This is a genomic window from Nonlabens ulvanivorans (assembly GCF_000732625.1).
In the GTDB taxonomy this organism is placed as follows: Bacteria; Bacteroidota; Bacteroidia; order Flavobacteriales; family Flavobacteriaceae; genus Nonlabens; species Nonlabens ulvanivorans.
Window position 1 is genome coordinate 668,880 of the sequence record NZ_JPJI01000026.1, and the last position, 17,858, is coordinate 686,737.

Annotated in this window: 14 protein-coding genes; 6 read left to right on the forward strand and 8 right to left on the reverse strand. The window is 35.9% G+C overall.

The window, feature by feature from the left end:
* Positions 1 to 215 precede the first annotated feature (215 nt).
* Positions 216 to 1,175 carry a prolipoprotein diacylglyceryl transferase gene (gene lgt, locus IL45_RS06945; RefSeq protein WP_036581887.1) on the forward strand — a complete coding sequence of 320 codons (960 nt, stop codon included), beginning with the start codon at positions 216 to 218 and terminating at the stop codon, positions 1,173 to 1,175.
* Positions 1,168 to 1,644 (forward strand): DUF192 domain-containing protein, encoded by a 477-nt coding sequence (locus tag IL45_RS06950; protein ID WP_036581888.1) that lies wholly within the window; start codon positions 1,168 to 1,170, stop codon positions 1,642 to 1,644. The genes lgt and IL45_RS06950 overlap by 8 nt, the downstream gene beginning before the upstream one ends.
* Before the next feature lie 300 nt (positions 1,645 to 1,944).
* Here IL45_RS06950 and IL45_RS15370 read toward each other — a convergent pair whose 3' ends face one another.
* The 7 genes from IL45_RS15370 to gyrB all read right to left on the reverse strand — a co-directional run bounded on the left by IL45_RS15370 (position 1,945) and on the right by gyrB (position 13,488).
* On the reverse strand, positions 1,945 to 2,106 hold the full coding sequence (locus tag IL45_RS15370) for a GIY-YIG nuclease family protein (RefSeq protein WP_316930403.1): 162 nt from the start codon (positions 2,104 to 2,106) through the stop codon (positions 1,945 to 1,947).
* 235 nt (positions 2,107 to 2,341) lie between these two features.
* Positions 2,342 to 5,002, reverse strand: coding sequence for a T9SS type B sorting domain-containing protein (locus IL45_RS06960; RefSeq protein WP_036581890.1), 2,661 nt, complete (start codon positions 5,000 to 5,002; stop codon positions 2,342 to 2,344).
* 226 nt (positions 5,003 to 5,228) lie between these two features.
* Positions 5,229 to 8,315 (reverse strand): protein translocase subunit SecDF, encoded by a 3,087-nt coding sequence (gene secDF / locus IL45_RS06965; protein WP_036581893.1) that lies wholly within the window; start codon positions 8,313 to 8,315, stop codon positions 5,229 to 5,231.
* 166 nt (positions 8,316 to 8,481) lie between these two features.
* Positions 8,482 to 9,090, reverse strand: coding sequence for a hypothetical protein (locus tag IL45_RS06970; protein ID WP_036581895.1), 609 nt, complete (start codon positions 9,088 to 9,090; stop codon positions 8,482 to 8,484).
* A gap of 204 nt (positions 9,091 to 9,294) precedes the next feature.
* Positions 9,295 to 10,215 (reverse strand): malate dehydrogenase, encoded by a 921-nt coding sequence (gene mdh, locus IL45_RS06975; RefSeq protein ID WP_036581898.1) that lies wholly within the window; start codon positions 10,213 to 10,215, stop codon positions 9,295 to 9,297.
* 127 nt (positions 10,216 to 10,342) lie between these two features.
* Positions 10,343 to 11,431 carry a DUF6588 family protein gene (locus IL45_RS06980; RefSeq protein ID WP_036582138.1) on the reverse strand — a complete coding sequence of 363 codons (1,089 nt, stop codon included), beginning with the start codon at positions 11,429 to 11,431 and terminating at the stop codon, positions 10,343 to 10,345.
* 116 nt (positions 11,432 to 11,547) lie between these two features.
* A complete protein-coding gene (gene gyrB, locus IL45_RS06985; RefSeq protein ID WP_036581900.1) occupies positions 11,548 to 13,488 on the reverse strand; it encodes a DNA topoisomerase (ATP-hydrolyzing) subunit B in 1,941 nt (646 codons plus the stop codon).
* Positions 13,489 to 13,659: 171 nt separating this feature from the next.
* Here gyrB and IL45_RS06990 point away from each other — a divergent pair, with 171 nt between their 5' ends.
* Positions 13,660 to 14,199 (forward strand): DUF2911 domain-containing protein, encoded by a 540-nt coding sequence (locus tag IL45_RS06990; RefSeq protein WP_036581903.1) that lies wholly within the window; start codon positions 13,660 to 13,662, stop codon positions 14,197 to 14,199.
* Here IL45_RS06990 and IL45_RS06995 read toward each other — a convergent pair.
* Positions 14,196 to 14,828 (reverse strand): 7-carboxy-7-deazaguanine synthase QueE, encoded by a 633-nt coding sequence (locus IL45_RS06995; protein ID WP_036581905.1) that lies wholly within the window; start codon positions 14,826 to 14,828, stop codon positions 14,196 to 14,198. The genes IL45_RS06990 and IL45_RS06995 overlap by 4 nt on opposite strands.
* 101 nt (positions 14,829 to 14,929) lie before the next feature.
* On the opposite strand from IL45_RS06995, the gene IL45_RS07000 reads away from it, so the two are divergent.
* The 3 genes from IL45_RS07000 to IL45_RS07010 all read left to right on the forward strand — a co-directional run bounded on the left by IL45_RS07000 (position 14,930) and on the right by IL45_RS07010 (position 17,853).
* Entirely contained in the window at positions 14,930 to 15,622 is a 693-nt protein-coding gene (locus tag IL45_RS07000; protein ID WP_036581907.1) for a hypothetical protein, read from the forward strand.
* 97 nt (positions 15,623 to 15,719) lie between these two features.
* Positions 15,720 to 17,237, forward strand: a complete 1,518-nt coding sequence (locus tag IL45_RS07005) for a helicase HerA-like domain-containing protein (RefSeq protein ID WP_036581910.1) — start codon at positions 15,720 to 15,722, stop codon at positions 17,235 to 17,237.
* 70 nt (positions 17,238 to 17,307) lie between these two features.
* Positions 17,308 to 17,853, forward strand: a complete 546-nt coding sequence (locus IL45_RS07010) for a hypothetical protein (RefSeq protein WP_036581913.1) — start codon at positions 17,308 to 17,310, stop codon at positions 17,851 to 17,853.
* Positions 17,854 to 17,858: the final 5 nt, after the last annotated feature.

The window sequence follows — 17,858 nt, forward strand, 5'->3', positions numbered from 1 at the left end:
CAAGTTATTATACCATAAAATAGAAATATATCTAGGTCTCGACTGTAGCTAAACCAAACACGGCTTTTACTTTTATAATAATCATATTATATAACAACTTTAAAATCCGAAAATATCTTAGCCCACATTTTCATTCTTATTGCAAGACAAACTCACTACTCAAAAACTAAAACCTCACAACTAAAATCCTTAATTTAGCCACTCAATAAAAGCATATGTATTCATTAAAAGTTATCTGGAACCCATTAGAAGGGATTGATCTAGGATTTTTTACCATTCATTTTTACAGTTTATCTTATGTCATTGCCTTTGTACTAGGCTGGTATATCATTAAACCAATTTTTAAGCGCGATGGTGTAGGAATGGATAAGTTAGATCCTTTGTTTATGTATACCGTTATAGGTTGCCTTGCTGGTGCGCGTATCGGGCATTATCTTTTTTATGAGACAGAGGTACTTTTTAATGACCCATTACACGTTTTACTACCTTTTTCTTTAGACCCATTTGAATGGACGGGATTTGCTGGTATGGCTAGTCATGGTGCAGCATTAGGAATCATCATAGCCATGTTTTTTTACAGTAGAAAACATTTAAAAAAACATATGTTTTGGGTATTAGACCGTATTGTAATCCCTACCGCAATAGGAGGAACTTTTGTACGATTAGGAAACCTATTCAATAGTGAGATTAACGGAAAGGAAAGTGGAGATTTCTGGGCTGGATTTAAATTTGTAAGGGATACGTCAGATCCACATGTGGCTGCCGCATTACAAAAAACGGGCTATACTGATACCGATAAAGCCATAGATACGGTCGTAAATAATCCGCAATTTACTGAGGTTCTAGAGTCCATACCTTTTAAACATCCTGCGCAGTTATATGAAGCTATATGTTATGTCGGTGTATTTGTGATTTTATATCTGGTTTATTGGAAAACAGAGAAACGTCATAAACTAGGTTATATCCTTGGCCTTTTCTTTGTGCTCTTATTTACAGTACGTTTCTTTATAGAGTTTATCAAAGCTTCGCAAACAAACGCAGATCAAGAACTACTTTTAGAATACGGTTTAAATACTGGTCAATTCTTAAGTATACCGTTTATACTAATCGGACTCTTTTTAATGTTTAGTCCTAAAGGGCTATTCAAAAACCAAGAACCTAAAGCCAATGCGTAATTCAATCTTTACTATTATTATTGCTACTATGGCACTTACAGGTTGTCGCGATGAAAAATCTGCTTCCTTAAGTACTGACGAAATCTCTTTCACCAAAGAAGCTACAGGTTACTTGATCAAAAAAGCTACTCGAGATACGATACAAACTCTAGAGGTTGAAATTGCCGATACGGATTATGATATTCAAACAGGATTGATGTACCGTACCAGCATGAATAATGATCAAGCGATGTTATTTGTTTTTAAAGAAGAACAAGAACTTTCTTTTTACATGAAGAATACGCAAATCGCTCTTGACATCATCTATCTTAAAGCAGATGGCACTATTGTAAGTTTTGTAGAGAACGCAAAACCTATGGATGAAACACTGTTACCTAGTGCTGGACCTGCACAATATGCCTTAGAAATAAAAGCTGGCCTTGCAGAAAAATGGGGCCTAGATGTAGGTGATGTTTTTGTTTGGGAATAGAAATAATCATGTCTTACTAAGAAATATTCTGTCATACTGAGTTTATCTCAGCATCTGATTTTACAGCGATGAAGACTTATTTTGCAACTCAATCTCTAGCTTTTCATGATCAGCAGATTCTGAAACAAGTTTAGAATGACAGACCTAATTTTAATATTATAAAACCCAATTTTTAGATAAATCATCCCAATAAGGATTATCCTTTTCAATAAGATTTATTTTCCACTGTCGATGCCAATTTTTAATTTGTTTTTCACGAGTAATAGCATCATTAACATATTGAAATTCTTTAAAATAGACCTACTTACTAGCGTTGTATTTTTTAGTAAACTTGGATCCTTGCCCTAAACGATGCCTCAATAATCTATCGTCTAATCCTCCAGTCATGCCTGTATATAGTACTCCTAATTTTTTATTGGTTAAGATATAAACAGTATAATTATGAAGAGCTCTTTTTGGCATAAACTTTAAATTTACTAAAAAAGACATAAGACCTGTCATGCTGAATTTATCTCAGCATCTCATTTTATAGCGACGATGGATGATCATATAAAACAAAACTCAGTTTTACAGCACCAGCAGATTCTGAAACGAGTTCAGAATGACAGTATAAAAAAAGAGCCTCTCAAATGAAAGGCTCTTTTTTAAAATTCAGATGTCTGTGATACGCTTTCGCGAAAGCGTAATTACTACAGTATTAATAGTTGATATAAACCCAACTAGCTACATCTTCTGTTTCGGCATCGTTGTACTTAATTACATAGAAATAGGTTCCTACTGGAAGAAGTCCGTCGCCTGCTAATGCTCCTTTATTAGGCACACCAGCAAACTCTTCATAATTAGATGCTTTAGTTTCATAAACAGTACTACCGTTTCTATTAAATACGGTAAGCTCAAAATTAGGATATTGTTCTAAATTAGGAATAGAGAACGTGTCGTTGATTCCGTCATTATTAGGCGAGAATCCTTCTGGTATCACTACTTCACATACTTCAACAGTAATGTTGAATGAGGTGTAGTCAAAACATCCTGTAGCGTTGTCTGTAATACGTGCATAGATCGTTTCTTGATCTGTTGATGCATAAGGCGAGCTTAATGCACTTGCTCCACTTTGTGCATTTGCCTCACTATTGTAGTAAGTAATAGTGTAGGCTGCTGCGCTCTGTCCATTTAATACTGCGGCGTCATAGTCTGCAAGTACTAGATCTAATTGATTTGTGATAGGATTAGTAGCACAGTCAGACACGTCTGACACTGCTCCTATCGCTGGAGCGCTTAATACTTCTATATTAAATTGTCCTGTCTGGTAACAATCTTGATCTTGAGCGTTTGAAACACGAACATATATGATTTCTGGATTAGAAACATTATCATATGCTGCAGGAGTTGTAATCGCTCCTGTATTAGCATCGGCATCTGCTTGGCTATTGAAAAAGGCAATATTAAAGTCTGCAGATGACTGTGAACCTAATATGCCTGCAATTTGAGATGTTAAGTCAAATGTCTCTACTTGATCTGCAGATAAATCATCACAAAGTTCAAGATCTGCAACGGTATTATAATTCACTTCTTGGAAAGTAACATTTACTTGTTCTGTTTTAAAGCAAGAATTTACATTATCAAATACTCTTGCCCAAACCGTAGTACTAGTAGTAACCGCAAAAGCATCTGGTGTTAAAATAGGGTTCATGTCTGCTTGTGCGTCTGCATCACTATTGAAATAGGTCACATCATAATCTGTAGCGACTAGGCCATTTCTGATCTCATCATCTTTGGCTGTTAAGTCAACCGTAACAGATCCTGTATTTTGACAAACAATAATATCTGCTGGTTGAACACTTGTAATTTCTGGTGCCACATCGATACAAACTGTTTCTGTATATGTACAACCGAAACTGTCTGTTAATTCAAAATCATAACAATTCTGACCTGCAACGGTAGGAGTAACAGTAATATCTGATCCATTAGTAGCAGTAATGTCGGCATTTGTAAGCCATTGTTCAGTTACTTCTCCGGGCTCAAATCTTCCAGCCGCTGGTATAATCACTGGATTAAAATTAATTCCCCATTCAAAAATAAAACCATTATCGCTTCCTATATTATCGACAATTGTAAGGCACCAAAGCCCATTAAGAGGTGCTCCAATAAATGCAGAGAAAGGATCTTCTGTTCTATAGTCACCTGCCGGCAAAGTAGTTCCAAAACCTCCAGCGGCTTGAGCAAGAGTCTGAGTAGCTGTTGTTGCCTCAGTAAAAGTGTATATGAATCCAGTTCCAGGATTTAGATTTGTATCTACATCAATTGGTACACCCAAAAATGTACCTCCACCACCATTAGGATATGTAATTATTTGAATACTCGAACCATCCGGTGCTGTTAATGATATATCTAAGTCACCTAAGTAAGAATGCTCCATATTTATAAAGAAATTCAATAAATCAGAAGCATTTTGAAAAGTTGAACCTGCAGGAAAACCAGTTACATCGATACATGTTTGATAGGAAACTCCACTACCATCTGGTAAAAAAGTGGTACCAGCAATAGGCGGAGCTACATCTGCAACAAACTCAACTGTTTCTACCATTCCTGTAATTATTGTTGATTCTCCAAAACAAATTGAAGTATCGGCAGCTAGCGTTCCTGTAAAATCTGGAGTCGTTGATACCTGGATCACTACGTCATCAAAAAATCTATCTCTACAACCGTTAACATCAAATGTTACATAATCTGCTCTATAGATACCAGCATTTGGATATGATTTAGAAGCTGTATTGCCCGCAACAACAGTTCCATCATCAAATCTCCACTCACTAGTTGCACCAGTACCATCTACACTAAATACGGTAGTTGCTGAGAAATTTATCGTTTCACCTTGACAAATTCTTGTAATTCCATCACCATCAGCTGCTGGAGTGGATGTCACAGTATTTGCTATTGTTTGACAATTATCAATACATAAAACAGCAGCTTGCCAGCCGTCTGCAACACCAGTAGCACCTGAAATAAATCTAAATGTCAAACAGTTCGTTGCGGAAGAAGTTATCAAACCAGGAACATTTGTAGTGCTATATACAGCAAGAGGACTACCTGTTGCCATATCTCCATCATAAACTAATAAAATATCTCCTACACCCAAATCCCAAAAAGTAAAATTTAAGGACATAAAATCAGTATCAAAAGGAGAACAGATTGTAAATATGGAGTTTTCGCTATTTTGATAATCTGCCGTTGGTCCACCAGAATCAGAAAAAGTTCCTGAACAAGTGACTATACTTCCATCAGCCATTGGAAAATCCTGAGCTGTCGCTATCGTGGCTGTAAACAACAAGCTTAAGGTTAAGAGTAATAATTTTTTCATGGGTTAGAGTTTAATCTCAGTTAGTAATAGAGTGTTCTTGCTCTCGCTAAAACACCATGCAAAATAATAAAATAGTATGACACCAAGCTATATCATGAATAATTCTATTAACTTATTATTAAGAATGAACTTTTGCGTTAGATAAAAAGTGAAAAAAAGCTATTAATGGATATAAAAAAACCGCTGTGAAAAATCACAGCGGTTTTAAATTTAGAGGAAAATGTTCTTATAATTCTTCCTTAGCCGGTTTAGGCTCTTTAGGAAGTAATTTACCATTTGACTTCTCCATAGTATCAAACATGATAGGAGTTGCAATAAATACAGATGAATACGTACCTACTAAAACACCGATAATTAATGCTAACATAAATCCTTGAATAGACTCACCACCGAATGTAAAAATAGCAAGAAGTACAATTAATGTTGTTAACGATGTATTCAATGTTCTAGAGATAGTACTGCTGATTGCTGCATTTACCGTACGTGCAAATTCCCAGTTTGTTCTCTCGTTAATAAATTCACGAATTCTATCAAATACAACTACCGTATCATTCAGTGAGTAACCAATAACCGTTAGTATAGCTGCAATAAAAGCTTGATCAATCTCCATATTGAATGGTAGAATATCATAAGTTAAAGAGAATATACCTAATACTATTAATACATCATGGAACACAGCGATAACCGCTCCTAAAGAGAACTGCCATTTACGGAAACGAATTAAGATATAAAGGAATACTACAATTAGAGAACCAAAAATAGCATATAGCGATCCTGTTAAGATATCATCTGCAATTGTAGGTCCTACTTGGAAGTTAGACATAATCCCATATTGCTTATCGTCTTTACTCACATCAACAAACGTAGCCATATCCATATCGGCTGGCATATATTGCTTCAAGTTTGCAAATAATTTGTCTTCAATCTCTTTAGTAACCTCAGCATCTACTCCATCAATACCATACTTTGTACTAATTTTTAATTGATTATCTGAACCATAAGTCTTAGCCTCTGCACTTCCGAAAACATCTTCTGCAGACAACATTTTAGTTACTTCAGTAGCGTTAACTGGTTGTTCAAAACGAACTGTATACGTACGACCACCTGAGAAGTCAATACCAAAGTTCAAACTCTTTGTAAATAATGAGATAGCACTAATCAATACAAAAGCAAGAGATATCATGTATGCTACTTTTCTCTTCTTTAAGAAATCAATATTTACATTTCTGAACCAGTTCTTAGTTATAGGTGTTGAAAATGCAAGCGACTTACCATTTTTACCGTATCCATCAATAAATAATCTAGTGATGAAAATTGCCGTAAATAATGAAGTAAGAATACCGATCATTAAAGTTGTTGCAAATCCTTGAATTGGACCTGTACCAAAAATGAAAAGAATTAATGCAGTAAGGAAAGTTGTAATGTTTGCATCAAGAATAGAACTTAAGGCGTTATTAAAACCATCTTTAATACTATCTGCTTGAGATTTACCTTTTGCTAATTCCTCCCTAATACGTTCAAAAATCAGAACGTTTGCATCCACAGATATACCTATGGTCAATACGATACCGGCAATACCAGGTAAGGTCAATACTGCTTTAAGAGAAGCAAGTGCACCAAAAATAAACAAGATGTTCACTACTAATGCAATATCTGCATAAAGTCCAGCTCTACCGTAATAAAACACCATCCAAACTAATACTAGTAATAATGCAATACCAAAAGACCATAAACCACTACTAATAGCCTCTTTACCTAAAGATGGTCCTACTACTGCTTTTTGAATAATCTCTGCTCCTGCAGGTAATTTACCAGCTCGTAAAACGTTTGCTAAATCTTCAGCATCTGCAACCGTAAAGTTTCCAGATATCTGGCTGCTTCCTCCTGTAATAGGTCCATTAGTAATACCAGGTGCACTATAAACAGTATCATCTAAAACTACCGCTATTTGAGACCCATTTTGATAAGCCTCAGTAGTCATGTCTTCCCAGATTTTTGCTCCTTCTGAGTTCATAGACATACTTACTACTACCTGACCACTCATTTCAAAATCTTGACGTGCATCAGTAATTACAGCTCCACCTAATGGCGCTTCACCTTCACGGTTAGAACGTATCGCATATAAGTCTGTAATTTCATATCCTAACTCATCATTTAATACTGGTAAACCCCACGCAAATTTAACGTTACGCAATTCTGCTGGTAATTTAGAACGAACTTGAGCATCATTTAAGTAACTAACAATAACATCTTTATCTGACGCTTTAAAAGTTGCGATAACTGGACCTGTACCGTTACCTGGAGCAAGCATTCTAGATAAGATTGGGTTTTGATCATAGTTAAATTCTGCATCTTCTCCTTCAGCATCTGCTGTAGCATCATTACCTAATATATCTCCTACTGCATCTACCGCTTGATCAGCAGCATCTTGAGCAGCGTCTGCAACATCATCAGATACCGAATCAGCTTCCGTAGAATCAGCTGGTTGAGATTCTTGATTTTTTGCAGCTAACTTTTCTGCCCAGTAAGTATCTGCTTCAATCACAAATTGTGAAACTTCTGAAGCCTTGTATACGTGCCAGAATTCTAATTGAGCCGTACTTGTTAAGATATCTTCAACACGCTTAATATCTTTTGCACCTGGTAATTCAATTAAAATACGTCCAGAATCACCTAAACGTTGAATATTAGGTTGCGTTACACCAAATTTATCAATACGCTTTCTTAGTACTTCAAAAGCACTAACCATATATTCCTTAAGCTTCACTCTTAATTTAGGCTCAATTTCTGAGTTAGACATATTAAAGTCTATTACTCCATCCATTTCTTGATTAGAGAAAATATCAGGAGAACCTAGCTTTGCACCATCGATAGCATTAAATTCTTCTAAGAAGTAGTCAAAGTAATCTGCCTGACCATCTTTTATACGCTCATCTGCTCGCTCTAAAGCTGTTCTGAAATCTGGATCTTTAGATCCATCTGCCATACCTATTAATAGATCCTTTACAGAAATTTGAAGAATTACGTTAATTCCTCCTTTAAGGTCTAGTCCTTTTTGAAGTTCCTGTTCCTTTGCGTCGGCATAGGTAGTATATCCACCCCATACGTCTTTAGACGCAATAGAATCTAGATAAGATTTTGTAGCCTCATCTCTTAGTGTGGCTGCATTTTGATCATCTGCGTTTACAATTGTATTTGCATACGTATCTGCATCTCCTTCTACTTTATTAGTAATAAAAGTATAGGTTAATTGGTAAATACTTACCAATGCAAAAACGATCGCAAAAACTCTGATCAGTCCTTTATTTTGCATAATTAATTGTTTTTAATAAAATTTTTCAATCCGGCAAATATATAGTGAGCCATAGGATTGTATGTGATTTTTTTGATATAAATAATGGTATTCTTTAACGGTAAGAAATAGTTAAAGAAATAGACCTTGGTTAAAGGTTATAAAAAACAGAAAGAAATAGTCTTTCTTAAGATAAAATGGGTCCAGCTCTCACAGCGGGAACAGCATATGGACGATTTGCTATAGTATGACCTAAAACACAATTTGTGTCCTGCAAAGAATCTATAAAAACAGTAATTGAACTTGGATATAATTCACCAGAAAAAAATGGGTGACTTACTTGAGAACCACGTGAATAATCCTGTTTGATTTCAAATAATAGTGCATTATCAGTATCTGCAAATCCACCTGCATCTTGCTGGATATCATACACATCCATTAACAACACCACTTCATCATCCTGAACAGGAACATCAGATAAAGGTGATTGTTGATTTATAAAGCCAGTAAATGCATCAACATCGATATGATTTTTAATACTAGTAACGCTAAGATCGCTATGGTAACTAATTTTGTAACCACCACTAGGTTGTAGTTCAGTTTTAATATCAACAACTCCAACATCGGTAAGTTGATTCTTCAATAAACTGAGAGAACACTGAACGTCTTCTGTAGAAATTGCATCATTATTAAAGTGTAATACAATTTCCTGATTAGGCACCATAGATTCCTGTTGCTGAACAACAAAAATTGAAATAAGGCCAATAAATATGCCTATGTACCATTTAAAACTCATGCGGCAAATATAACAAAATAGAACGTTCTAGAAATGATGGGCAAAAAGCTAATTCTTCTGCTTACGATAATGATATACCAAGCTGTCTTTTAACTCACGCTTTCGCGAAAGCGTAATACCAGTAACCACTGAAGAATAACATTTCTTCCATAAAAAAACCGCTCTAAAAATAGAGCGGTTTTAAGCTTATACCTAAGGTAAATATTAGATAAGGCCGTTAGTTACCTTAACACCTTCGGCACTTTCTTGAAGTTTTGCCTTTTCTGCATCACTCAAGTTAATTTCAACAATCTTTTCAATACCGTTGCGACCTAACACAACTGGCACTCCTATACAAAGGTCAGAAAGCCCGTACTCACCATCTAACAATACACTACATGGGAAGATTTTTTTCTGGTCACATGCGATTGCTTGCACTAATCCTGACACAGCTGCACCTGGTGCATACCATGCGCTAGTACCTAATAATTTAGTTAATGTTGCTCCACCTACCTTAGTATCTTCTAAAACTTGATTAAGTCTATCTTCACTTAAAAATTCACTAGCTGGTACTGAGTTGCGAGTAGCTAGACGTGTTAAAGGCACCATACCTTTATCACTATGACCACCGATTACCATACCGTCAACATCTGATATAGGAGCTTCAAGAGCTTCTGCCAGACGATACTTAAAACGAGCGCTATCTAAAGCTCCACCCATTCCTATGATACGGTGTTTAGGTAAACCTGTTACTTTGTGAGCTAAATAGGTCATGGTATCCATAGGGTTAGAAACCACAATAAGAATTACATTAGGCGAGTGCTCCACTAAACTAGTCGCTACCGACTTAACAATTCCTGCATTAATACCTATTAACTCTTCACGAGTCATACCTGGCTTGCGAGGAATTCCAGATGTAATTACTGCGATATCACTACCTGCAGTTTTAGAATAATCACTAGTAGAACCAGTAATTTTAGTATCAAAACCGTTCAAAGAAGCCGTCTGCATTAAATCCATGGCTTTACCTTCCGCAAATCCTTCTTTAATATCTAAGATGACTACTTCACTTGCAAAGTCTTTAATAGCGATATACTCTGCACAACTTGCGCCTACTGCGCCTGCTCCTACTACGGTTACTTTCATTATTATATTTTTTAAATTTATTAAATTAAATGGTCTATCTGTTGGACTTCCAGCAGATTGTAAAAATACAAAACGGCAACCACAAATTAGAATTAGAGCTTATGAAATAAGGAATATATTAACAGGATTAAATTCTGAAAAATATACTGGCTGTTGCTGTACTATATTCTCCAAAAGTATAGTCTGCATTAATGTTAAATGCTCCTAGAGTAAGCTTTACACCTGCAGTTCCTAAAAAGCCATTGATATCTGTATCTACTGATATTGGATCTTCAACAGTTGCAGCTATAGGAAATATAACTGTATTAGAGGCAAATGTATACGTACCTAGTAAGTCCGTTTGAGTTGTTCCTCTATAATAATTTAAACCACCATAAAAATTAAGAACCTTATAATTAGTACTAACTATTGCTGATAGATTTAAACTACTAATTTGTGTCTCTATGGACTGATTTGCTCCATCAACGACAACTCCATCTTCAAAATCATAGGAAGCGTCTAAACGAGTATAACCAGCAAGAAATGATGCCGCTATAGGTAGCGTTGAATCATCACTAGGTTGTAAAAGTTTAGTAAATTCCCATTGTAGTCCTACCCCATACAAACTGGTTTCTGCCTCCTCAAAGGTTATTTTAGGAACTAACCTTGCTTTTAACTCTAGTCCAGCACCTAATCCTACACCAGCTTGTAAAAAAGCAGTAGGAACAAGATCTAAACCTTCATTACCTAAACCATTTGGTAAATTAATCACATCTTCTTGTAATAAAATCCCACTTGTAGCCTCTCTACTCCTTATTATTAATTGTTGTTCCATAGCGTTTTCTCCTAAAGCTGTCGCAATAGAACGTGGTGCTGTAGAGCCATCGCCAAAACTAACTTCTATATTTGCCGGCGGATTATTAGTGTTATCATAGCTATCTTGAATAATAGCCTCATATTCAGCAGGATCTAGAAGAAAATTCTTTTTACTATCAGGTGCAAATGTACCGTGGGCTTTAACCTGAATTTTAAATTTACCAGGCTTTAAAACTCGCGCGTCATCGTACCATCCAGAACTTAAGTTAAAACTTAATGCCTCACCTGCTGGTGCCATGTAGGAATTTGAATAACGTTCTCCAGCTTCTACACCAGCGGCTAGTATGTCTGAGAATCCGTCTTGAGCAGTTGTAATAATAGAACCTAATAAAACACTTAATAATAAAAAGAACTTTTTCATACCAATCATATTTTGTTTAATAATTACGAAAATAAAGAGTTAATGGTTCAATTAATGAAAAAGGCCCTTTAAATATAAAGGACCCTTTTTATTAAAATAATAAGAAACAACAATTACTATGCGTCAATATTTGCATAGATAGCATTCTTTTCAATAAATTCTCTACGTGGCGGCACCTCATCACCCATTAACATAGAGAATATACGATCTGCCTCTGGAAGGCTATCTATAGTCACTTGTCTTAAAGTTCTAAATTCCGGATTCATAGTTGTATCCCATAACTGATCAGCATTCATCTCTCCTAGACCTTTATAGCGTTGGATATTCACTCCACCACCAAAACTCTCTGCGATTTCATCACGCTCTTTATCAGACCATGCATAACGCTTCTTAGCACCTTTTTTTACTAAATATAAAGGTGGAGTAGCAATATATATATAACCTTTCTCAATCATTTCACGCATGTAGCGGAAGAAGAATGTTAATATTAAAGTAGCAATGTGAGAACCATCAATATCGGCATCACACATGATGACTACTTTATGATATCTAAGCTTTTCTAGATTAAGCGCCTTTGAGTCCTCTTCTGTACCTATAGTTACACCTAATGCAGTATAAATATTCCTAATTTCTTCATTTTCAAAAACCTTATGAGTCATGGCCTTTTCTACATTTAGAATCTTACCACGCAACGGCATAATTGCTTGAAATTCACGGTCACGACCTTGCTTAGCCGTTCCACCTGCAGAATCTCCCTCAACAAGGAATACCTCACATAATGTAGGATCAGTCTCAGAACAATCAGATAACTTACCTGGCAATCCACCACCACTCATCACGGTCTTGCGCTGCACCATTTCGCGAGCTTTACGAGCGGCATGACGTGCCTGTGCCGCTAGAATAACTTTTTGCACAATCGTTTTGGCATCATTAGGATTCTCTTCTAGATATGCTTCAAGCATTTGAGAAACAGCTTGAGACACCGCACTGGTAACCTCACGGTTACCTAGTTTAGTTTTAGTTTGACCTTCAAATTGAGGTTCTTGAACTTTTACAGAGATAATAGCGGTTAAACCTTCACGGAAATCATCACCTGCAATATCAAATTTCAATTTATCAAGAAGACCAGACGCATCTGCATACTTCTTAAGTGTTGAAGTTAATCCACGACGAAAACCTGCTAAATGTGTTCCACCTTCATGAGTATTAATATTATTTACATAGGAATGAAGATTCTCTGCATAACTATCATTATAAATCATAGCTACTTCTACAGGGATACCATTTTTCTCGCCTTCCATAGAGATCACATCTGCAATGATAGGTTGACGCGTGTCATCTAGAAAACGTATAAATTCTTTTAATCCTTCTTCAGATTGAAAAACGTCTGTAACAAAGTTTCCTTCCTCATCTTTATGACGTTTATCAGTAAGAATGATTTTAATACCTTTATTAAGGAAAGCTAATTCTCTTAAACGATTTGCTAAAGTTTCATAGCTAAATTCAGTAGTTTGTGTAAAAATACTTCTATCTGGCAAGAAGGTCACATCTGTACCTCTTTTATCAGTATCACCTATTGCTTTAACAGGATACATCGCCTTACCACGTTCATACTCTTGCTCCCATATCTTACCGTCACGGTAAACAGTTGCTTTTAAATGATCAGAAAGTGCATTCACACAAGAAACACCTACACCGTGTAATCCACCAGAAACTTTATAAGAATCTTTATCAAATTTTCCACCAGCACCAATCTTAGTCATTACAACTTGTAGGGCTGAAACACCTTCTTTCTTATGTATTCCAACTGGAATACCACGACCATCATCGGTAACGGTAATACTATTATTTTCATTAATTGCCACTGTAATATTATCACAATGACCGGCAAGCGCTTCATCAATAGAATTATCTACCACCTCATACACTAGATGGTGCAATCCACGCACTCCTACATCACCGATATACATCGATGGACGCATGCGTACGTGCTCCATACCTTCTAGTGCCTGAATCTGATCAGCACCATATCCACTTTTATCGTTTTCTTCGCTCATAATTTGAGTGTAAATTTTACTTAAATTCCGTAACAAACAAATATAAGGAACCATCAAGGTTTATAGGCTTTTGAGCCTTATTTATGACCCTAAGTTATTAACAAATTATTAATATCAAATCTCTTTTTAATTGTTGAATTTTATAACTTACAGTCACTTAAACATCACCACATGAAATACTTTGTTTTTATATTTTCTTTTTTCACGGCAATTAGTGCTACTCAAGCTCAAGAAATAGCTTTTTCTAAAATAGATAAAAGCCCACTAGACGTGGTTATTCACAGAGACAACAATAATCAAGCTATCGCTCGCGTGATTTACAGTAGGCCTGCAAAAAGAGACCGCACTATTTTTGGAGAATTGGTAAAATACGGAGAAGTATGGCGTACAGGCGCAAATGAAGCTACAGAAATAGATTTCTTTTATGATGTAACCATAAACGGAAATTTAGTAAAAGCTGGCGCATACTCTATATACACAATCCCTGGCGAAGATAAATGGACCTTCATTCTTAACTCACAGACTAATCAATGGGGAACAAAACACGATCCTGAAAAAGATGTTTTAAAAGTAACGATGGATAGCATGCCGTCACCGCAAACCATAGAAGAATTCTCAATCAGTTTTGTTGAAGATCCAGATGGACTTATTTTGTTTATGGGATGGGATGACACGCTAGTGAACTTACCTATACAAGTTGCCCAACTTTAAGGTATATTTAAATACTTGTGTGTTTGTAAAGAGACGTGCCATTCTGGATTATCCATTACAAACTCTGTAATTAAAGGAATCATCTTTTCACGTACAGACCATTCTGGTTGCAAATAAAGCTTACAGTTTGAGGAAACTTTTTCGGCTTCCACTTTCGCGAAAGCGAAATCATGCTTGTTAAATATTATCACCTTAAGTTCGTGAGCTGCCTCATAGACTTCAGGCAATGGCATTTTCATTTTTTTAGGAGATAGACAAATCCAATCCCAAGAACCTGAAAGCGGATAAGCACCGCTGGTCTCAATATGAACCTGCATTCCTTCACTTTTAAGCCCTGTAGTTAAGGGCCCCATATCCCATGTTAAAGGTTCTCCACCAGTAACAACGATAGTCTTACTGTATTTTGCCGCATTAGCAACAATAGCATCAACCGCTGTAGGTGGATGTTTTTCTGGGTCCCAGCTTTCCTTCACATCACACCAGTGACAACCTACATCACAACCACCTACTCTTATGAAGTATGCTGCTTTTCCTGTATGACTACCTTCACCTTGAATTGTATAAAACTCTTCCATAAGCGGAAGCATTTCACCCTTTTCAACTGCTTGAGAAATTGATTTTTCTAACATACTGCAAAAATAAGACTTATATATAATCGGCGACCATTTATATTCTAGTTAAATTTTTGATCTTCATTTTAATTGAAAATCTTTTATCTTTTATTTGCAAAATGAAAAGAAATATACTGGTACACATTTTATTATTAATAAGTTTTTTGAGTGCTGCGCAGGTAGGAATTAATACAGACACACCTGATGATGGTAGCGCATTACAAATAGAAAGCACTACTGGTGGTTTGGTGCCTCCCAGAATGAACACCTCTCAAATGATTTCTATACCTACACCACTCGAGGGCAGTATTATTTTCAACACGACAGAATCTGCGCTTTTTATTTTCAACAATGGAAGTTGGGAATCAAAGAAAAATAATTCTAGCGTTGTACTTAACAGAAACTTTGCTGGTTCTGAAACGATTCCATCAAATGGCACCTTCAACAATTTACCTATAGGAGCGTCAACATCAGAAATAGTTGAAACAGACACTGCTGACTTTACAATAAATGGTGACAGCAGCATTACCGTATTGAAAAACGGCATCTATCAGATATCTGGCGGTATATCTATACGCAGTATGACCGCTGGAACTCATAAATATATATTGGCAGCTTTTATAAACGGCTCTCGATCTGGTTATTTAAGTAGAGGTTATACAACTTTACCTAGCTCAGATTACTGGGGTACATCAGGCACAGTAACACTTAAGTTAAATGCAAATCAGACCATCACGGTTGAATTTTGGCTAAATAGCGGCAGTACAGAGAACCTGGACTTTTGTAATATCAGTATCGTAAAACTGAATTAAACTGCCGAGTTCATTGTCTCATAAATTTACAAATTCCCAGACGGGCTAACTTTGTTACGTCTTAATTTGATTATTTTTGATTTTAAATCAACTTATAATGTCAGATAAAGATTCTTTACATAAAATAATAACTGAAGGTTATAACCCAAAAGGTGACTCAATCATCATGGGTGCAGCCATGCTCAACGGTGAAACCTTAACGGGTGCACATGTAAAAATCCCACTTAAGACCATGAACAGACATGGCCTTATCGCTGGTGCAACAGGAACTGGTAAAACTAAAACCCTGCAAATCATAGCAGAACAGCTTTCTCAAAAAGGAATTCCATCTTTATTAATGGATATTAAAGGTGACTTATCGGGTATAGCTGCCGCTAGTGATGGACATCCTAAGATTGATGAACGCCATGAAAAAATAGGCCTTGATTATACCGCACACAACTCTCCTGTCGAAATCATGACAATCTCTGAGCAAGAAGGAATAAGAATGAGAGCAACGGTCAGTGAATTTGGGCCAGTATTACTTTCGCGAATTTTAGACGTAACAGAAACTCAGGCAGGAATTATTTCGGTAGTATTTAAATATTGTGACGATAATAAATTACCACTATTAGATTTAGAAGATCTTAAAAAAGTATTACAATATGCTACTGGAACAGGAAAAGAAGAGTTTCAAGCAGAATATGGGCGTATATCAACTTCTTCAACAGGAGCGATTTTAAGAAAAATTATTGAACTAGAACAACAAGGTGCAGATCAATTCTTTGGTGAACGCAGTTTTGAAGTAAAAGATTTAGTACGTAGAGACAGAGAAGGACGTGGTTATGTTAATGTAATACGTCTGACAGATATTCAAGATAGACCTAAATTATTCTCAACATTTATGTTGAGCCTACTGGCGGAGATTTATAGCACATTCCCTGAGCAAGGTGATGCAGATCAACCGGAACTCATCATGTTTATTGATGAAGCGCATTTGATTTTTGATCAAGCGAGTGGTGCATTATTAGATCAAATAGAAAGTATTGTAAAGTTAATACGATCAAAAGGTATAGGTCTTTATTTTGTAACTCAAAATCCTACGGATATACCTGAAGGTGTTTTGAGTCAGTTAGGTCTTAAAATTCAACATGCATTACGTGCATTTACAGCCAAGGATCGTAAAGCTATTAAACTGACTGCTCAAAACTATCCTGAAACAGAATTTTATGATACTGCCGAAGTATTAACTTCTTTGGGAATTGGAGAAGCTTTAATATCTGCTCTAGATGAAAAAGGAAGACCAAGTCCACTTGCGGCAACTCTTTTAAGAGCACCAGCGAGTAGAATGGATGTATTAACCGACAGAGAGTTAAGCGACCTCATCGCAGACTCTGAACTGACTGATAAGTACAATGAAGAAATCAATCGTGAAAGCGCTGAAGAAATTCTTCAAGAGAAAATAGAAAAAGCAAACGAAGACGAAATAAAAGAAAAGGCTAAAGTAGAAAAAGCCAAAGCTAAAAAAAGCTCCTCTAGACGCACTAGCACTAGACAAAATCCTATTATTAAAGTGCTTACTAGTGCCAGTTTCATAAGAGGTGTCATGGGAATATTAGGAAAAGCTCTCAAGTAAAATTTATAATCATTTTAATCGTTTGTTATCATAACTAAAAGTAGTTTTGCAACTTCAAAAAATCCACCGCATGAAAAAGACTCTCTTATTACTTATCCTAGTCATAGCAGTAGCATCCTGTACTAAAAAACAAAATCCATTTGCTTGGAACAAAGATCGAGTAGGACATCTAACTAAAGAAATGATGGTTTATCAATTAGACAGCTTATACTCTAATGATAGTATTGTAAAAAACATCAAAGGTGATGAATTCAGTAATGGACCAAGTGCTATTGAAATTTATGAAAAAGGCGGTAAACATTTGTTGACACTTACACCTGTGGAAGAGGATAGCACATCTACAATCGAATATGTGCGCATAAGGGATAATCGTTATACTACAGAAAAAGGCATCACTATTGAAAGCGATTATAAAACGATAAGTGCTGCATACAATGTATCTAGTATTGATAATATGATAAAAGATGCCGTCGTAAGAATAGACGATCAAAATTTTTACTTTACGATAAGTAAAGACTTGTTGCCACCAGAAATCAGATTTGATATGACAGCACCTATTGAAAAAACAATGATTCCTGATACAGCCGCGCCTAAATATGTTTTTGTAAGTTGGTAAAATTA

Coding starts and splice junctions, on each gene's coding strand:
- IL45_RS06990 (WP_036581903.1), top strand. CDS start 13,660: ATGAAATACTTTGTTTTTATATTTTCTTTTTTCACGGCAATTAGTGCT.
- secDF (WP_036581893.1), bottom strand. CDS start 8,315: ATGCAAAATAAAGGACTGATCAGAGTTTTTGCGATCGTTTTTGCATTG.
- IL45_RS07010 (WP_036581913.1), top strand. CDS start 17,308: ATGAAAAAGACTCTCTTATTACTTATCCTAGTCATAGCAGTAGCATCC.
- IL45_RS06980 (WP_036582138.1), bottom strand. CDS start 11,431: ATGAAAAAGTTCTTTTTATTATTAAGTGTTTTATTAGGTTCTATTATT.
- IL45_RS15370 (WP_316930403.1), bottom strand. CDS start 2,106: ATGCCAAAAAGAGCTCTTCATAATTATACTGTTTATATCTTAACCAAT.
- gyrB (WP_036581900.1), bottom strand. CDS start 13,488: ATGAGCGAAGAAAACGATAAAAGTGGATATGGTGCTGATCAGATTCAG.
- IL45_RS06995 (WP_036581905.1), bottom strand. CDS start 14,828: ATGTTAGAAAAATCAATTTCTCAAGCAGTTGAAAAGGGTGAAATGCTT.
- IL45_RS06950 (WP_036581888.1), top strand. CDS start 1,168: ATGCGTAATTCAATCTTTACTATTATTATTGCTACTATGGCACTTACA.
- IL45_RS07005 (WP_036581910.1), top strand. CDS start 15,720: ATGTCAGATAAAGATTCTTTACATAAAATAATAACTGAAGGTTATAAC.
- lgt (WP_036581887.1), top strand. CDS start 216: ATGTATTCATTAAAAGTTATCTGGAACCCATTAGAAGGGATTGATCTA.
- mdh (WP_036581898.1), bottom strand. CDS start 10,215: ATGAAAGTAACCGTAGTAGGAGCAGGCGCAGTAGGCGCAAGTTGTGCA.
- IL45_RS07000 (WP_036581907.1), top strand. CDS start 14,930: ATGAAAAGAAATATACTGGTACACATTTTATTATTAATAAGTTTTTTG.
- IL45_RS06970 (WP_036581895.1), bottom strand. CDS start 9,090: ATGAGTTTTAAATGGTACATAGGCATATTTATTGGCCTTATTTCAATT.
- IL45_RS06960 (WP_036581890.1), bottom strand. CDS start 5,002: ATGAAAAAATTATTACTCTTAACCTTAAGCTTGTTGTTTACAGCCACG.